14 protein-coding genes and 1 pseudogene are annotated in these 16878 nt (G+C 65.3%); 2 read left to right on the top strand and 13 right to left on the bottom strand.

From position 1 onward, the window contains the following. Positions 1 to 186 precede the first annotated feature (186 nt). From C8D95_RS04860 to C8D95_RS04850, 3 genes are all read right to left on the bottom strand, one after another. Entirely contained in the window at positions 187 to 1797 is a 1611-nt protein-coding gene (locus C8D95_RS04860; protein WP_249033314.1) for a saccharopine dehydrogenase family protein, read from the bottom strand. Between the two features lie 8 nt (positions 1798 to 1805). After that, positions 1806 to 2486, bottom strand: coding sequence for a thiol-disulfide oxidoreductase DCC family protein (locus C8D95_RS04855; protein WP_338143032.1), 681 nt, complete (start codon positions 2484 to 2486; stop codon positions 1806 to 1808). A gap of 156 nt (positions 2487 to 2642) precedes the next feature. Next, positions 2643 to 4160, bottom strand: coding sequence for an RNA repair transcriptional activator RtcR family protein (locus C8D95_RS04850; RefSeq protein WP_249033309.1), 1518 nt, complete (start codon positions 4158 to 4160; stop codon positions 2643 to 2645). 329 nt (positions 4161 to 4489) lie between these two features. Here C8D95_RS04850 and C8D95_RS04845 point away from each other — a divergent pair, with 329 nt between their 5' ends. Both C8D95_RS04845 and C8D95_RS22235 read left to right on the top strand, forming a co-directional pair. Beyond that, positions 4490 to 5893, top strand: coding sequence for an RtcB family protein (locus C8D95_RS04845; protein WP_249033308.1), 1404 nt, complete (start codon positions 4490 to 4492; stop codon positions 5891 to 5893). A 105-nt stretch (positions 5894 to 5998) separates the two neighbouring features. Next, positions 5999 to 6139, top strand: coding sequence for a hypothetical protein (locus C8D95_RS22235; protein ID WP_211312604.1), 141 nt, complete (start codon positions 5999 to 6001; stop codon positions 6137 to 6139). 122 nt (positions 6140 to 6261) lie between these two features. Here C8D95_RS22235 and C8D95_RS04840 read toward each other — a convergent pair whose 3' ends face one another. The 10 genes and pseudogenes from C8D95_RS04840 to C8D95_RS04795 all read right to left on the bottom strand — a co-directional run bounded on the left by C8D95_RS04840 (position 6262) and on the right by C8D95_RS04795 (position 16828). Next, entirely contained in the window at positions 6262 to 7335 is a 1074-nt protein-coding gene (locus C8D95_RS04840; RefSeq protein ID WP_109758048.1) for a dipeptidase, read from the bottom strand. Next, positions 7332 to 8105 carry an ABC transporter ATP-binding protein gene (locus C8D95_RS04835; RefSeq protein WP_109758047.1) on the bottom strand — a complete coding sequence of 258 codons (774 nt, stop codon included), beginning with the start codon at positions 8103 to 8105 and terminating at the stop codon, positions 7332 to 7334. The genes C8D95_RS04840 and C8D95_RS04835 overlap by 4 nt, the downstream gene beginning before the upstream one ends. Continuing rightward, positions 8098 to 8931 carry an ABC transporter ATP-binding protein gene (locus C8D95_RS04830; protein WP_109758046.1) on the bottom strand — a complete coding sequence of 278 codons (834 nt, stop codon included), beginning with the start codon at positions 8929 to 8931 and terminating at the stop codon, positions 8098 to 8100. The genes C8D95_RS04835 and C8D95_RS04830 overlap by 8 nt, the downstream gene beginning before the upstream one ends. After that, positions 8928 to 9833, bottom strand: a complete 906-nt coding sequence (locus C8D95_RS04825; RefSeq protein ID WP_109758045.1) for an ABC transporter permease — start codon at positions 9831 to 9833, stop codon at positions 8928 to 8930. The genes C8D95_RS04830 and C8D95_RS04825 overlap by 4 nt, the downstream gene beginning before the upstream one ends. Beyond that, positions 9830 to 10894, bottom strand: a complete 1065-nt coding sequence (locus tag C8D95_RS04820; protein WP_109758044.1) for an ABC transporter permease — start codon at positions 10892 to 10894, stop codon at positions 9830 to 9832. The genes C8D95_RS04825 and C8D95_RS04820 overlap by 4 nt, the downstream gene beginning before the upstream one ends. Before the next feature lie 51 nt (positions 10895 to 10945). After that, positions 10946 to 12496: pseudogene (locus C8D95_RS04815) on the bottom strand (ABC transporter substrate-binding protein). Between the two features lie 252 nt (positions 12497 to 12748). Further along, positions 12749 to 13324, bottom strand: a complete 576-nt coding sequence (locus C8D95_RS04810) for a PqiC family protein (protein ID WP_109758043.1) — start codon at positions 13322 to 13324, stop codon at positions 12749 to 12751. Between the two features lie 5 nt (positions 13325 to 13329). After that, complete coding sequence (locus C8D95_RS04805; protein ID WP_241239674.1) at positions 13330 to 15432, bottom strand: MlaD family protein; 2103 nt, start codon at positions 15430 to 15432, stop codon at positions 13330 to 13332. After that, a complete protein-coding gene (locus C8D95_RS04800) occupies positions 15429 to 16070 on the bottom strand; it encodes a paraquat-inducible protein A (protein WP_109758042.1) in 642 nt (213 codons plus the stop codon). Before C8D95_RS04800 ends, C8D95_RS04805 begins: the two co-directional genes overlap by 4 nt. Beyond that, positions 16037 to 16828, bottom strand: coding sequence for a paraquat-inducible protein A (locus C8D95_RS04795; protein ID WP_338143033.1), 792 nt, complete (start codon positions 16826 to 16828; stop codon positions 16037 to 16039). Before C8D95_RS04795 ends, C8D95_RS04800 begins: the two co-directional genes overlap by 34 nt. Positions 16829 to 16878: the final 50 nt, after the last annotated feature.

The raw sequence follows: 16878 nt of genomic DNA, 5'->3' as shown, positions 1-16878 counted from the left end.
GTCAGGTCGGCTCTTAGCCTGCAATTTTCTGTCTTCATTGCGACAGGCTGAATTATGAACTGTCTCCAGACAAGCCTCCGCCAGCCGCGATAGCTTACCAGACACACACTAACTCTCACTTTGCAATCTCGCGGTTTGCTGTGGTGAAAGCGGGCCTCCGCGGTCCGATAATGAAGCGTGCCATAGTCATTGATAGCTGGGCCATTGGCGTCCCGGGTCATCGGGCACCTTGGCCGCCAGGAACCCTCGGTATCGAACGAGCGGCCGCTTCGTCACGGGCGCCAAGATTCCGACGTCGAAATGGAACTTTCCATCAGCAACAAACTCACGCGCAATGGACGCTGGGAGCATCCAGTGCGGAAGGGGGATCGGCCCGAGATGCCCGGACGTAACCGGATAATGAAGCTCGCCTTGCCGAACCTCCAAGCCGATCGAGAACGTAAGTGGGCCAAACCTTTCCCGCATGCCCTTGGGGCCGGCGGAGAGATGGGAGCGAAACGTGTTCCGGCCGAAGCGCCGGAGCCAGGTTTCCCCACGTGGCGTGACTGTCTTCGTCACCTCGACCTCGATTTGCGGCGACGCGGGAGGAAAGCGAAAGATCGCGCAGAGCAAACGGGGCCAGACGCCTGTGCCCCGCTGGACCTCGCATCGCCCGGCCCACCGTGAGGTGCCGAGCGTCCAGTGGGTCTCCTTGATTTCATCGGGAAGCGCGTGGAAATCCTGCCCCAGCACGCGCGGGAAGATGGGTGAAGTTGGCGCGACGCTGCGCTCCGTGACCACACGGAGATCCGCCATCGCGGCCTCTGCCTCGGCCAGCGTGATCGCCTCGATCGCTGGGCCGGCCCCTGCGGGCAGAGTGGTGCGGCGCAGTAGAGCGCGTGCCGCCACTGCCGGGATGAAGGGTCCGTCGCCATCCTCGGCCAGGAGGCGCCAGCTTCGGTGTTCATGGCGCGTGGTGACCGAGACAGACATGCCTCCGCGGTCGCTGCCGAGAGGGGCAAGGAGATCGGCGAGCGCCTTAAACACGCGGACAACCGGCCAGGTCACCGGCATCGGCACAAACCGACGCATGCCGGCGAACAGGGCAAGCCCGTAACGCATGACGGCCAGCTCCAGCCCCGCCCGAAAGCGAACAGTTTCCGCGCCGAAATGTGCGGGAAACAGGAGTTGGTCCGGTACCTCGATCTGCCAGGCCTGTCTGACCAAGCCACCCGGCAGGGTGTATTGCGCGGGCTTCGACCAGCCGACGGCCCATTCCCACCGGTTGCCGTTCCAGATCGGCATGGGACGCCCAGCCTGGGACAGGATCGAATGCATGACCGAGAGGCCGCGAGGCGCGCGGTTCCCCGGGAGGATTGCGGTGTCGATCACCGCCGGCACGTCATCGCCTGCAAGGGCGCGCACGGCGGCAGAGGACAGGGCCGGAACGGAAGTGAGACCGGACAGCACGCAAATCCCCGCGCCCCGCGCCTCGGCATCCAATGCCGATATGCCCGCGCAGAAGTCCGCGTTGTCCGAGAGGTCGAGGTAATGGACGCCGGCTGCGACTGCCGCGCGCGCAAGGCGGTAAGGGTCATCGCCATAGGCGTGGAACGGTCCTGCCGCGTCCACAACGACCTCGTGTCCAGCCAGCGCGTCGAGGCTGCCCGCGCGGTCAATCATGATCGCCCGGCACCCCAAGTCCTTCGCGCAGGACCGGGCCTCTTCCAGGTTCCGACCAGCGATGCAGACATCGTGTCCGTCGGCAATCAGAAGTCTCGCGAGTCGTGCGCCGAAAACGCCGTACCCTCCCAGCACCAAGATTTTCAACGGAGCAGACGCCTTTGAAAAGCGGGGTTCGGGAGTGCGCACATGTCAGCCCGTCCAAATATGGCGTATCGGTTCCGTGCAAGGCGCTGGTAAAGCCAGTCCCGCACCGGTCGCGGCAGGATCAGCAGGACAGTGGCCAGTCGTCCCCATCCGCCGAACGATCGCGCGGCGTAAACGACTGCCTCGAAATCCTGATGTGCAATACCTTCGTCGATGAACAGCCAGCTGGAGGGATCGGTCGGCTGGAGTCCGTAATGTCGCATCAAGGCGGCTCCGAGCGGCGTCTGGATCGGGCAGATGCGCACCGCCCCGCTCCGGTCCAGGCGATGGATCATGCGCGCACCCCAGCTGCATATCGCACATTCTGCATCCATCACGGCCAGAGGTGCCGTGGCGTCGAAATGCGGAACCTGCGGATCTTGTCGAAAGGAGAACGGTTTGAGCATGTTACATCGACTATCTTGAAGCAACCAACCTTGCAGCCACCCCAACACGCTTTGCAGAGAGATCCAATTTGATTTGGGCCGAGCTGTGCCTTGAAGGCACGCGGTATCAAGGCGTTGAACAGCAAGCTTTACTGCATCGCTTCTGAATGCCCGATGGTCCCTAGAACTGGCCGGCAACTGCGAAAAAGCCTCCGCGTTTACAGCAATCTTCAAGTCCACGGCGTTCAGCATTCATTCTGCCAGAATGCACGGGCAGTACAGTATCTTAGGCCAGCGTGGCGACTTCCCAACGTCAGAATGGCCGGCGCCTAAGGTACGGCGAGTTTTTCCGAGAGCTTAGGTGCTTGGCAACCTTTTCGTTGTGGGGCGATGAGTTCCGGTCGGCGCTCAGCTTCGCAACTCGGACCAACTCAGACCAAAGCGTGCCAGGTACTTCCTCAATCGGTCAGCATCGTTGCGTGTCGACCGGCTCTCGCGTGAGACTGCGAACAAACGCCGCCCGGCATCACTGATGGTTGCGGAAGATCGACACACTCGGATGACGTTGGCGAGTTGAGGGACGTCGAACGGGTCGATCAAATCTTGCGTCACCTCGGCAATCAACCGTGCATCAAGGTCCCGTTCCGAGGTGCGCCAGCGCCGTTTCAGCGTTTCGGTCTCGTTATCAACCTGAGCGCGCGTGATCCTTCCGCGCGGCGCCAATGTACAAAGCCGCAAGATCGCACCGCTGAAATCGCGGAAGTTTCCCGGCCAGGGCGTGTCGGCTGCGCGAGCGAAGCGCAGCCACGCTTCGGCTGCATCCGCGTTGAAGCCCACGCGAGTGCCGAGTGTCCTTTCGGCTCGCGCAAGTTCGTACTTCAGGTTGGCCTCCATATCCTCGGGCCGCTCTCGCAAGGCCGGCAAGGTAAACGTCCAGAGGTTCAGTCGCGACAGGAGGTCGGGGCGAAACGCTCCCTCGCCGGCCAGCATGGCCAGATCGCCCGTCGCACCTGCAATGACCTGAAACCGGCTCGTCACTTCCGAATCCGAGCCCAGCGGATAGTAACGGCCTGTCTCGAGTGCGTGGAGAAGCATGGCCTGTTCGTCGAGGCCAAGACGGTCGACTTCGTCCAGGAACAGGACGCCGCCATCCGCCTCCCTCAGAAGACCGGCCCTCTCCGTGCCGGGCTGCCCGGTGTGGCTGCGGCGCTGACCGAAGAGTGTGGGAATCGCCGACGTCCCCTTGAGCGTCGCGCAATTGACTGAAACCAATCGCCCTTTCACTCGGCGCTTTTGCAGCTTCAGTTCGTATATGCGCTCGGCGAGCTCGGATTTGCCTGTCCCGGATTCGCCTTGCAGAAGGATCGGGGCGTCAGAAATCCCGGCGACCTGCTCGATCCGCTCTATGAGGTCGTTGTAAGTCCGGTTCCGCGTCTCGATACCGCCTTTCAGGAGATTGCCGTATTCGCGGGTTTGCTGATCGAACCTCTGCTGGAGCGCGTCGTACCGGCTGAGATCCAGATCGATCAGGTCGAACGTTCCGGTGCTGTCTTCGCCGCGGGGGGGCCCAGTCTGGATGAGTGCCGCCGGAATGTGCCGCGACTCGGACAGCAGAAACCAGCAGATCTGACCCACATGCGTCCCGGTCGTCAGATGGATGTGATACCGCTCGCGATCTTCGTCGAAGCCATAGGTTCGAGCGAAATCATAGAGCTTGGTATAGACCTCCTCGAAATCCCAGGGATCTTCCATGTTCATTTCGCGCAGCAGCACTTCGGTGTCGGGTGAAATTCCTGCGATGTCCCGCCTGACGGTGTGAGCGAGGCGGGAGAATTTCACGTCGTACAGGAGCTCCAGCCGGTCGACGGGAAAACCATCGACCTGACAGAGGGCGACCGTGGGTCGCCAGCCGTGCCGTCTTCCCATGTCGAGCTGCGATCCCAGGAATCCAATGACGACATTTCTCAAGGGTGCGCTCCATTTGGATAACCTGCTATATTTCCATATCGTATTCTCGTGACCAGATAAACTAGAATCTGAAAATTTCCCCCTGACATCAAAGCATTATCCGTACGAACAGTTTTCCTCGGCGGGTCCGCCGATCCCTGACACACAGAAGACACCAGAGAAGAGAGAAGAGACGACGGATGAATCCGCATCCGAAGACCGCGGCGGACCGGGCCCATTCCCGGTTCGCCGCACCGTATCGTCACCCCGCGAGGGGGCATTGACTGAAGGACACGATGATGGACGACATGACGATTTCGCCTGTGACCGGCACGGACCTCAAGAACTGGGGGCACGCTCCCGGTCCGAGGTTTCCAGATCTCCTCGACAAGGCCAACGAGATGCTGGCTTCAGGTGAAAGCCGCGACGCCATCCGCCATGCGCTCGCGATGCAGCTTCCCCCGCCGCCCAAACAGTATGCACTGCACGCCGCGGGAGCGGTGACGTTTCACGAAAACCTCACGCCCGCGGATGCGGATGAAGCGACTAACCTTGAGAAGGTGCGCGAGACGATGCGCGTCGTTATGCGGACACCGACTGTCATCGGAGGCGCGATCATGCCGGACGCCTGTCCTGCCGGCCCGGTCGGAACCATTCCGGTCGGCGGCGTCGTGGCGGCCAGGAATGCGATACACCCCGGCATGCACTCTGCCGACATCTGCTGTTCGCTGATGATGAGTGACCTAGGCGGCGCCGATCCGGCGGCCGTTCTCGAAGCAGCGGCTTCCGTGACCCATTTCGGCCCGGGCGGGCGTCCGCAGGGAAACCGCTTCACCGTCTCGCTCGACCTCCTGGACGCCTTCCGCGCGAATCCGTTCCTGAAGAGTGCAAAGACGATCCAGTCGGCACAGGAGCATATGGGCACACAGGGAGACGGGAACCATTTCCTGTTTGTCGGACGCTCGCGCGCTACTGGACGCACCGCTCTCATCACTCATCACGGATCGCGGGGTCCGGGGGCCAAGCTCTACAAAGCGGGCATCGAAGTCGTCGAAGGCTACCGCAAGCGTCACTCGCCTGAGACACTCAAACAGAACGCCTGGATCCCGGCGGACTGCGAGGACGGCCAGGCCTACTGGGAGGCTTTGCAACTCATCAGGAAATGGACGAAGACGAACCACAACTCGATCCACCAGGCGACCCTGGAAAAGGCGCGCGCAAGTGCATCCGATCGGTTCTGGAACGAGCACAACTTCGTCTTCCGGCGGGGCGACATCTACCTTCACGGCAAGGGCGCGACGCCAGCTTGGGGAGACTTCGCAGCCGACGCCGATGCTGCCGGACGAACGATCATCCCGCTCAACATGGCGTCGCCGGTCCTGATCGTGCGCGGTACGGACGCAACCCACGCCTGGGGCTTCAGCCCGCACGGGGCAGGACGAAACTGGTCGCGAACGGAACACATGCGGCGGCTGGGAACGAAGACCCCGGAACAGGCGCTGGTCGAGGAAACCCAGGGCATCGACGTACGTTTCCACGCCGGCAAGGTCGATGCGTCAGAGCTGCCTTCGAGCTACAAGCCCGCGACGGCGGTTACGGCACAGATCGAGACCTTCGGACTGGCCGACATCGTCGATCAGATCGAACCCTACGGCTGCATCATGGCCGGGGAATTGCCGCGGTTTCAAAAGATCCGCCAAAGCCGGCGCTGACCTGAAGCCGATCCCGCTTTATGCGGGGTCGGCCAAGCGATCTTCCCACGAGATTTGGGAAGAGGGCGAGTTGCCGATGAAGCGGCGACAGACCTTTTCGAAGGCATGGGCAAGGCGTCTGCCGAAGACCGGACAATGCTCCAGACGATCCACCACCGCTCGATGACCGCAATGGACGGCAATGCGGAAGCGCCGGCGGATGGGGCATTGCAGTGCCTGCGCCTGCGAACAAAGCACCCCTGGTGAAAAATTGAACTGCGGAGGATACGAAAGCCGCTTCGGCGCCGCGCCCATTGGGCCTCGCGCCTAATTGGTATGCCCAAGCCCCGCATCGGGGACGGGCATCGAAACTCTGTCGAGGCCGAGATTCAGTTGCCCTGCGAGCTTGCGCCGAAGGTAAGATCCAGCAGCGTCAGCCAGTTCTCGTGGCACAGTTTGCGGACCAGCGCGTCGCCGTAGCCATGCGCGCGCATCGCTTCGACCAGCCCCTGCAGCCCGGCGACGTCGCCCATGACCTCCGGAATCTCCGCACCGTCGAAGTCCGAGCCCAGCCCGACGTGATCCTCGCCCAGCCGGTCGATCAGGTGATCGAGGTGGCGCAGGCAGGCCGTCCAGCCGCGGGTCGCATCCTTCCGTCCATCCTCGTTGAGAAAGCCCACGGCATAGTTCAGTCCGACCATGCCGCCGCTGTCGCGGATCGCGTCGAGCTGCCGGTCGGTCAGGTTGCGCGACGATTGACACAGGGCGTGGGCGTTGGAGTGTGTGGCCACCAACGGGGCATCGGACAGCCGGGCCACGTCGTTAAAACCAGCCTCGTTCAGGTGGCTGAGGTCGATCATGATCTTCAGCCGGTTGCATTCACGCACGAGCCGCTTGCCCGCCTCGGTCAGGCCTGGCCCGGTGTCCGGCGAGACGGGAAAGGCGAAGGGAACGCCGTGGCCGAAGATGGTGGGCCGGCTCCAGACCGGACCCAGGGACCGCAGGCCCATGGCGTGGAAGGCATGGAGGTTATCGAGGTCCTCGTCGATCGCCTCGGCGCCTTCCATGTGCATGATCCCGGCGATCACGCCCTCGGCCATCGCGGCGCGGATCTGGGCGGCGTCGCGGCAGATGCGGAAGGCGCCCTCCGACGACCGCTCCATCCACAGCATCAGCCGCGCGGCCGCGAAGGCGGGGGCGAGCGCCTCCTCCGCCGTCATCAGCTTCGGCAGCGGCAGGGCATAGGGCGGGTTCTCCATAGCCGCCTGGTATCCCGGATCGTCATGGGCCACCGGTGACGGAAGGTAGATGGCGAAGAATCCGCCGGCGAAACCGCCCGCGCGCATCCGCGGCAGGTCGAGGTGGCCCGTACCCTCGCCGGTCAGCCAGATCGCCTCGCGGTTCTCGGGCGCCTGTAGGAGGCGCAGAAGCAGGTCGTTGTGGCCGTCGAAAACGGGGATCATCCTTGCAGTCCCTGCTCCATGAAGCGGTCGGCTGACGCCTCGAAAAGGCTGCGCGCATACTCCGTCTTCATCCGTGCGGCGGCAAGATCCTCGCGCGACAGCTCTTCGACAGCGGCACCGTTCTGCATGACGAGGATCCGGTCGCACATGTGGTCGATGACGGCGAGGTCGTGGCTGACCATGAGGAAGGTCAGCCCATGTTCGTCGCGCAGGCTCGTCAGCAGGTTCAGCACTTCGGCCTGCACGCTCGCGTCCAGCGCGCTCGTCGGCTCGTCCAGCAGCATGATCTTCGGCTTCAGCATCAGCGCGCGGGCGATGGCGACGCGCTGGCGCTGCCCGCCCGACAACTGGTGCGGATAGCGGAAGCGGAAATTCGCGGGCAGGCCCACGTCCTTCAGCGCGCGGATGACCCGGTCGTCCGAGCCCCGGAGGCCGTGGATCGCGAGCGGCTCGGACAATGTCCGGTCAATGGTGTGCCGGGGATGCAGGCTGGCGTAGGGATCCTGGAAGACCATCTGGACCTGGGCCGAGAACGCCCTGCCGCGCGGCGTCGGGACGGGCACGCCGCCGATCCGGATCGCACCACCCGACATGGGAGCAAGGCCGCAGATCGCGCGCAGGATCGTGGACTTGCCCGAGCCGCTTTCGCCGACGAGGCCATAGCTTTCCCGCTCCCGCACCTTCAGGCTGACGTTCCGCACGGCCTGAACCTCGCGGCCCTGCCCGGTGAAGGTCACAGACAGGTCGTCGATCTCGAGAAACTCAGGCACGGGCCCACTCCCCGCTGCGGTCGAGGCCGGGGAGAAGTCCGCGCGGACCGCCGATGCGCGGAAGGCAGTTCAGAAGGCCTTTCGTGTAGGGATGCTTCGCCGCCAACAGGTCCTTCGCGGCCAGTTCCTCGACGATCCGGCCGCGGTACATGACCAGCACCCTGTCGCAGAAACGGGCGACGAGGCGCAGGTCGTGGCTGATGAAGATCAGGCCCATGCCGCGCTGGCGCACGAGGTCGTCGAGGATCGACAGCACCTCGGCCTGGACGGTCACGTCGAGCGCGCTGGTCGGTTCGTCCGCGATCAGAAGGTCGGGGCCGGGGATCAGCATCATCGCGATCATCACCCGTTGGCCCATGCCGCCCGACAACTCGTGCGGATAGGCCTCCATCACGCGGTCGGGGTCGCGGATCTGCACCGCCTCGAGTGCGGCCACCGCCTTGGTGCGCGCCTCGGCCCGACCGAGACGGTCGCGGCGCCGCAAACCTTCGGTCATCTGGGCGCCGACTTTCATCACGGGGTTCAGCGAGTACTTCGGATCCTGCATCACCATCGCGATGCGCGGACCGCGAAGCGCACGCATCTTTCGTTCGCTGGCGCGGATCAGGTCGATGCCGTCGAACTCCATCCGGTCCGCCTCGATCCGCCCCGGCGGACGGATCAGCCGCAGCACGGCGCGCCCGGTCATGGTCTTGCCAGAGCCGCTTTCGCCAACGATCCCAAGGCGCTCGCGCCCGAGGCTGAAGCTCGCGCCGCGCACGGCTTCGACCGGGCCGGTCTCGGTCATGAAGGTGACGCGGAGGTTTTCGACCGCAAGCAGGCTCATCGCGACTCGCTCCGCGGGTCGAGCACGTCGCGCAGGCCGTCGCCCAGAAGGTTGAACCCCAGCGAGACCGTGAAGATGGCGAGGCCCGGCATGGTTGCCACCCACCATTGCTCGAACAGGAATTTCCGTCCGGACGCGATCATCAGCCCCCACTCCGGCAGGGGCGGCTGGACTCCGAGGCCCAGGAACCCAAGCCCCGCCGCGATCAGGATGACGCCGGCCATGTCGAGCGTGACGCGGATGATGACGGACGGAAGGCACATCGGCACGACATGGCCCCAGATGATGCGCCCTGCCCCGGCCCCCTGCAGACGGACGGCGGCGATGTAGTCCGACGTGCGCACCGTCAGCGTCTCGGCCCGCGCGACGCGGGCATAGGGCGGCCAGGCCGTCAGCGCGATGGCGAGGACGGCATTGATGATCCCCGGCCCCAGCACGGCGACGAGGGCAAGGGCCAGGATCAGACGGGGAAAGGCGAGGAAGATGTCGGTGAGGCGCATCAGCACCAGGTCCACCCAGCCGCCGAAGTAGCCCGCGATGGTCCCGATCAGCAGGCCGAGGACGGGGGCCGTCACGACGACCAGCGTCACGATGTAAAGCGTGATGCGCGCGCCATAGACGATGCGGCTCCAGATGTCGCGCCCGAAGTCGTCGGTGCCGAGCCAGTGGCCCGGAGTGCCGGGCGGCAGAAGCCGCTGCGACAGGTTCTGAACGAAGGGGTCGTGTGTGGCGAAGAGCGGCGCGAAGGCCGCCAAAGCCAGAAGAACCAGCACGATCAGCGCCCCCGACACCGCCGGCGGGTTGCGGCGCAGGCGAAGCCAGGCGAGCCAGGCCTGCCCCAGCCGCGCCTGCCGACGGGATTTCGGGTTGGGATCGGTCAGCCAGGCGGTCAGCGTCGTCATCGGCGCGCCCGCGGGTCGACGACGCGGTAAAGGATGTCCGACAGCATGTTGAGCGTCACGAAGACCGCGCCGACCACGACGGTGCCGCCGAGGACGGCGGGCATGTCGGCGGTGAAGAGCGCGTCGGTGATATAGCTGCCGAGGCCGGGCCAGGCGAAGATCGTCTCGGTCAGCACCGCGCCTTCCAGGAGATAGGCATAGGAGAGCGCGATGACCGTGATCAGCGGCACAAGGACGTTGCGCATGGCATGAACCCAGATCACGCGCCGCTCGGGCATCCCCTTGATGCGGGCTGTGGTGATGTACTCCTGACCCAGCTCGTTCATCATGAAGCTGCGGGTCATCCGGCTGATGTAGGCCATCGAGATGTAGCCGAGGATCCCCGCAGGAAGAATGATGTGCGATACCGCGTTGGCGAAGGCGTCCCAGGCCCCGTTCAGCGCCGTGTCGATGAGGACCGCGCCGGTGTACTGCGTCAGCGTGAACTGCATCATCATGTCGTAGACCGGGTCGAGCCGTCCCGGCCCGCCCACCCATCCGAGATGGCCGTAGAACACCAGAAGGCCGATCAGCCCCAGCCAGAACACCGGCATCGAGTATCCCATGAGTCCGACGAGGCGCACCACCTGGTCCGCGATGCTGCCGGGCCGCGTCGCGGCAAGGACGCCGGCGGGCACACCAACCAGCACGCCGATCAGGGTTCCGAGGGTCGCAAGCTCCAGCGTCGCGGGAAAATAGCGCGCGATTTCCTCGGCGATCGGGGCGCGGGTGCGGATCGACACGCCGAGGTCGCCCTGGATCGCATCGCCGACATAGATCAGGAATTGCCGCCACAAAGGCTCGTCGAGGCCCAGCGCCAGCCGCGCGGCCTCGTACTGCGCGGCGGTGGCCCGCTCGCCGACGATGGAAAGCACCGGGTCGATCGGCACCACGCGGCCGATGAAGAAGGTCACGACGAGAAGACCCAGAAGGGTGATCGCAAGCGTGACAAGTCCGCCCGCGATCTGGCGCAGAACGGAGAGAAGGCGCGAGGGGGGCGACGTCTCGGTAAGGGAGGCCATTCCGGATACGGAATGCCGCCGCGCCCCAGGGTCGGGCGCGGCGGCAGGCCCTTACTTCGTCACCAACCAGTACACGACCGAGTCGGTCGCGCCGCCGGTGTAGAAGTTCTCGACGTTCGAGCGGAGGCCCGTCTGGCTCTGCTGCTGGAACATCAGCACGAAGGCCGAGTCGTCGCGGTGCTGGCGCTGGATGTCCTCGTACATGGCCTTGCGCTTTTCACCGTCCTTCTCGGCCACGGCCGCTTCGGTCATCGGGCCAAGCTCGGCCGGATCCCAGGCGGTCCGCCAGGCGAGGTAGCCGGTGGCGTTGGCCTCGTCCGAGTTGTCCGGGTTCATCGCGAAGGTCGATGCGTTCGTGTGCGGGTCGGGATAGTCCGGCCCCCAGGTCTGGATCGTCATCTCGTGCTGCCGGGCGCGGTATTTCCCGAGAACGGTAGCGCCGTCACCGACGTCCAGCGTGACGTTGATCCCAGCCTGGCCCAAGGTGTTCTGGATCGACTGGGCGATGTCCATCCGCTCCTGGTCGTTGCGCACGGTCAGCGAAAGCTCGAGCGGCAGCGTGACGCCCGACGAGGCGAGAAGCTCCTTGGCCTTCTCGACGTCGAGGCTGTAGGGCGTTTCGTCCAGTGCGCCGAGGAAGCCTTCAGGCAGGAACGCCTGGTGGACGCCCCACTGCCCCTTCAGGATCGTGTCCGTCATGCCCTGATAGTCGATCGCCCAGCGAATCGCGTCCAGCACATCGGGATTGGCCAGCTCCTCTTTCTTCTGGTTCATGGCGAGGTAATAAATCTGCCCGCCCACGTCTTCCTGGATCTTGACGTCCGGGTTGCCTTCCAGACCTGCGACGTCGGTCGGGGTCAGGGTGCGCGCGACGTCGATGTCGCCGTTCTCCAGAAGCAGGCGCTGCGTGGCGGGTTCGGGGATGTGGCGCATGAAGACGTTCTTCAAGTTGGCATCGCCGCGCCAATGTCCCTCCCGGGCCTCGAGGACATAGCCTTCATTGGGCTTGTAGGACCGCAGGACGTAGGCGCCGGTTCCGGCCGAGTTGGACTTGAGCCATTCGTTGCCCTAGTCGCCGTTGGCCTCATGCTCCATGACCGTATTCACGTCGACGATGTTGGCCACGCCCGCCGTCAGGCAGTTGTAGACGAAGGTGGGCGCATAGACCTTGTCCGTCTTCATGACCACGGTGTCGCCTTCGGCGGTGATCATGCTGTCCACGTTCTCGGGCGTGAAGCCGAACTGGGTCAGGATGAACGCCGGCGTCTTGTTCAGCTTGACGACCCGGCGCAGCGAGTCTGCCGCGGCCTCGGCCGTGACAGGGTTGCCGGAGGAGAAGGTGATGCCGGGCTTGATCTTGAGGCGATAGGTCACGCCGTCGTCGTCGACCGACCAGCTCTCGGCCAGTCCCGGGATGAGCTCGCCCTCCTTGGTCGGATCGAGCTCGATCAGCGTGTCGTAGAGGTTGTTGTTCAGGTCGACGCCCGAAAACTCGAAGGCTTCGTGAGGGTCGATGGAAACGATGTCGTCGATGGCGTCGGCAACCACCAGCGTGTCGGCAGGCGTCTCGGCAAACAACGCCACGGGGGCGCTGCATGCCATCAGGGCCGCCAGGGCCAGACGCCGGGTCGAGAATGTCGCAATCATGTCGTGAACTCCCATTATTGGACTCGCAAGGTCTCCCCGCACGGTATTCCAAATGGAGAGATTGAGAAGGCGCAATCGTCCGGATGTCCTCACGTCAGGTCCGAACGGAGCGAGACCGAGAGTATGGCAGGTCTGTATTGACGTATCCGGACCAGACGATTCACGTCTCGCCTGACCCGTCGGCTGGGTCCGGAAAAGTGCCGCGCGCTAACTCAGACCGCGGACCGCGATGTCGCGGGCCAGAGCCGAGATGACGCGCGTCCGTGCTGCCGCGATGGCTATGAACCCACCGGCGGGGTCGAAAGGCTCGGTGATGCGAAAGGACAGGGCCTTCTCCGTGCGCGCCTCGTCGTTGTGCGCGACGTAGTAGCGCCCCTGCGCCACGAACTGGCCTCCGGCTTCGGCCACGAATTCCTCGACCCGCACCTCGACCATCGTCTCGGGCTCGTCCCGGAACGGCCAGGGCTCGGAGGCGACCAGCCGTCCGGTCAGGTCCGCCAGCGCGTTCGTCAGGCGCAGCGTCACCGCGCGGGTGGGATCGTCGGCCCAGATGCTGTTCGGCCCCGTGGTGATCGCGCCCGCCCCGTTCGACACGGCGATCCCCTCCTCCGAGGCGTAGGCCGGCAGCGAGACCTCGCGCAGCGACACCGACGCCATCGGGATCGACACCCGGGAGGTCTGGACCGGCTCGGACGCCGAATAGCGCACCGGTCCCCCGTCGTCGCCGCAACCGGCGAGGGCGAGAGCGGCGGTCACGGCAAGGCATTTCAGGGTCATCGTCATGTCACTCACCGTCCAAGAATGATCGAGTTGGGATTTCGTTCCAAGGTGCGCGCCAACCGCTCGACGGCGCGCGCCGCGTCCTGAAGGTCGCCAAGCGCGGTCCGTGCGCTGCGGTTCAGCTCCGAGTCCTCGTCGAAACCCGCGAGGGTCGCCGAAGCCTGCGCGGCAAGCTGGTTGATCCGTTCGACGATGCCGGGCAGTTCCGCCGCCGCCTCCTCGACCGCCTTGCTGGCCGAGCTTGCGGACTCCAGCGTCTCGTTGAGATTGCTGACCGCGCCGCCGGTCCGAAGCTCCTCCAGCGCCGCCTCGAGCTCGGCCAGAGACGCGCCGAGGCGCTCGGGCAGCGCCCTGGTGCTGTCGTCGTCGAGGATGGCGCGCGCCGATGCGACGGTGCCCGAGACCTCGTCGACCAGCTGCTGCAGTTCAAGCTGTTCGGCCTTTTCGGCCACGGCGGTCAGGCGCGCGACGAGTTCCGGCACACCTTCGACGCTGTCGCCCACGTCGGCCGCCGCCTCGGCCGCCGCATCGACGGCTGCGGTGACGCGCTCGACCGTCCCGGCGTCCTCGATGCTCTCGGCGATCGACCGCAGGTTCTCGGCCACGGCCTGGAGGTCGGCAAGGAGCGCGGACGCCTGAGCGGGCAGAGCCTGGATCTCGTCGCCGGAGGTGACGGACCGCACGTCCGCCACGAGGCCCCGAACGTCGCCCGGGATGGCCTTCAGGTCTTCGCTCTCGGCGATCTCGGTCGCCGAGGTCAGGAACGCCGTCGCGGCCTCGAGCAATTCCTCGATCGGCAGGTTGTTGATCCGCTCCATCACGCCCTCGGCGGTGGCCGAGACGTCCGAGATGTCGCTCTCGGCGACCGGGATGACCGGGAAGGGTTCGGCCTCGACGTTCAGCGTCGCCGGCGGCACATCCGGCACGTCGACGAGATCGACCCTCAGACCGCCGGTCAGAATGCTGGCCGACACGAGTCGCGCCCGCAGCCCCTCTGCCACGCGCTCTCTCAGGAACGCCAGCGCCGCCTCGGACGTTGCCTCGGCCAGACCCATCTTCGAAGTGCGCAGTTCCATCGAGGTCGAAAGACGGACGTTGGTGTCGCCGAAGCGGTCCTCGTCGACGATCCCGTTCAGGTTGACGACCTCGCCGATGTTCACGCCGTCGAGCAGGACCGGCGCGCCGACGGTCAGACCGCTGAAGTTCTCGTCGAAGATCGCGGTCAGGGTCAGGACCGGGCCGCTGTCGTTCTGGAACAGGCTCGCCCGCGCGGCCGCCTCGTCGGCGAAAAGGGTGAAGTCTGCGCCGTCGCTGACCGGCGTGCCGCCCGACACCACGGTGTCGAAGGCCACCCCGCCCGAAATCAGCGTGGCCAGCGACGAGAAGTCCAGCTCGGCCCCGGTCGCGCCCAGCGAGAAGCTGAAGCCCGAGATGTCCCAGAAGCGCGTGTTCGACGACACGAGCCGGTCATAGGGCGAGAGGATCACCGCCTCGGCCCGCGCGACGGTGCCGTCGGCGGCAAGCTCGGGTTCGCCGATCCGGCCGACCTCGACGCCCTTGTGCAGGATCGGCGTGCCCTCGACGAGCTGCACGTCCGCGCCCGCCGAGATCTCGATCGTCAGCCCCTCCTGCCCTGCGCGAAACAGGGGCGGCCTCGAAAGCCCCTGGTGCTCGAAGACCAGGCCGTCGGCCTCGGTGTCCCAGGACGCCTCGATGTAGACGCCGGACAGGACCGTGCTCAGCCCGCTCACGCCCTGAGCCGTCACCTCGGGCTGGATGATCCAGAAGATGGCGTCGCCGTCGACGAAGGGGGCGATCGACTGGTCCAGACGCACGCTGACCCGAACCCTCTCGAGCGTGCCCGAAAAGCCCACGTCTTCGACCCGTCCGACGGTCACGTCGCGGTACCGCAGCTCGGTCTCGCCCTCGGTAATGCCGGTGGCCTGTTCGAAGAGGATGTGGATGACCGGCCCGCGCGTGGCATAGGATTGCCAGGCGACCCACAGGCTGACCGCAACCGCCGCCAACGGCACCAGCCAGACGATCGAGATCCGCTCCAGGATCGGGCGTCGCCGTCCGGACGCGGGCAGGTCGGGGGCTCCGTCGGTCATCGCGCGGGCACCGATCCGTCGATGCTGTCCCAGAGCCGTCGGGAATCGAAGCTCTGCGCCGAGAGCATCGTGCAGATCACCGAAAGGGCGAAGGCGAGGCTCGCCGGTCCGGCCGTCACCGTTGCAACGGCGCTGAACTGCACCAGCGAGGACATGATCGCCACGACGAAGACGTCGATCATCGACCAGCGCCCGATGTATTCGACCACGTCATAGATCCGGTGACGCGTGCCCGGCGAAGTGGCCGAGCGGTGCCGGACCGAGAGCGCGAGAAACGCGATGCAGAAGAACTTGGCCACGGGAATTCCGACGCTGGCGATCAGGATGATGAGGGCGATACCGGGGTTTCCGTACTCGAACAACTCGATCGCACCGCCCACGATGGTGGACGACTCGTTCTGGAACAGCGTCTTGGTGATCAGCATCGGCTCGGTGTTGGCCGGGATGTAGCAGATGATCCCGGCAAGCCACCACGCCCAGACCTTCTGAAGACTTGTCTCGTCGCGCGACGACAGGCGCGAGCCGCAGCGGCCGCAGATCTCGGTTCCCATGGGCCAGGCCTCGGCGCAGTGCTGACAGCCGACCATGCCCGAGGCGCGGGCGGTCACGAGGTGTGCGTTCGGGTCAGATCGTTCCATACCGACCAACTACACAGGAATCTGTCCTGGGTGACAACAAGCGCCACCAGCGCGGTGAACATCCAGAACGCCTGGCCCAGCGAGACCTGCGCGAGGTCGGTGATCTTCACCAGCGAGACGGCGCAACCGATGGCAAAGACCTCGGCCATGGACCAGGGCTTCAGATCCTGCGCCAGCCGGAACGCCGGGATGGCCAGCGGGCGCGGCGCGCGGTCGAACACGAGGGGTGCGAGGACATAGGTCAGAAGTGCTGCACGCGCCGCCGGGATCGCCAGGACGAAGGCCAGCATCAGAAGGATGAGCACGCGCAGGCTGCCGTCCGAGAAGCTGAAGGCGATGTCGAGAAGCGAGGCGCTGCTGCGAAAGCCCTGGATCTCGAGCGTCAGGAACGGAAAGAACACCGCCGCCACGATCAGGACCAGCGTCGCCACCGCGAGCGAGATGATGAGCATTCCCGCCTTGCGGCGCGGCGCGGCAAGAACGGTGTGGCAGCGGACACAGACCGACAGCTCGCCCTTCTCGACATCGCGCGCCCGATAGAGCGCGTCGCACTTCGTGCAGACGACATGCCGCGCAGACGCCGCTGCGGCAGGAGGATGGGATACGTCGGCGTCTGGCAAGGTCAGTATCCCGTCGAGATGGCCGGGCGTCCCGCGGCGAAGGATGAACGTTCCCTTTAAACTACATCCGATCGAGAGGTTGCCAAGGGCGGCACGGGTCGCATCCGGTCTCGCACCGTCGCCCTTGGCCGCAGTCACACAATTACGCGACGGAACAACAATCGAATTGCCATCGGATGAAGCCGTCC

The sequence above is a fragment of the Silicimonas algicola genome, from assembly GCF_003148765.1.
GTDB lineage: Bacteria > Pseudomonadota > Alphaproteobacteria > Rhodobacterales > Rhodobacteraceae > Silicimonas > Silicimonas algicola.
Note: the sequence above shows the minus strand (reverse complement) of the source record. Positions and strands in the feature narration are given on the sequence as shown.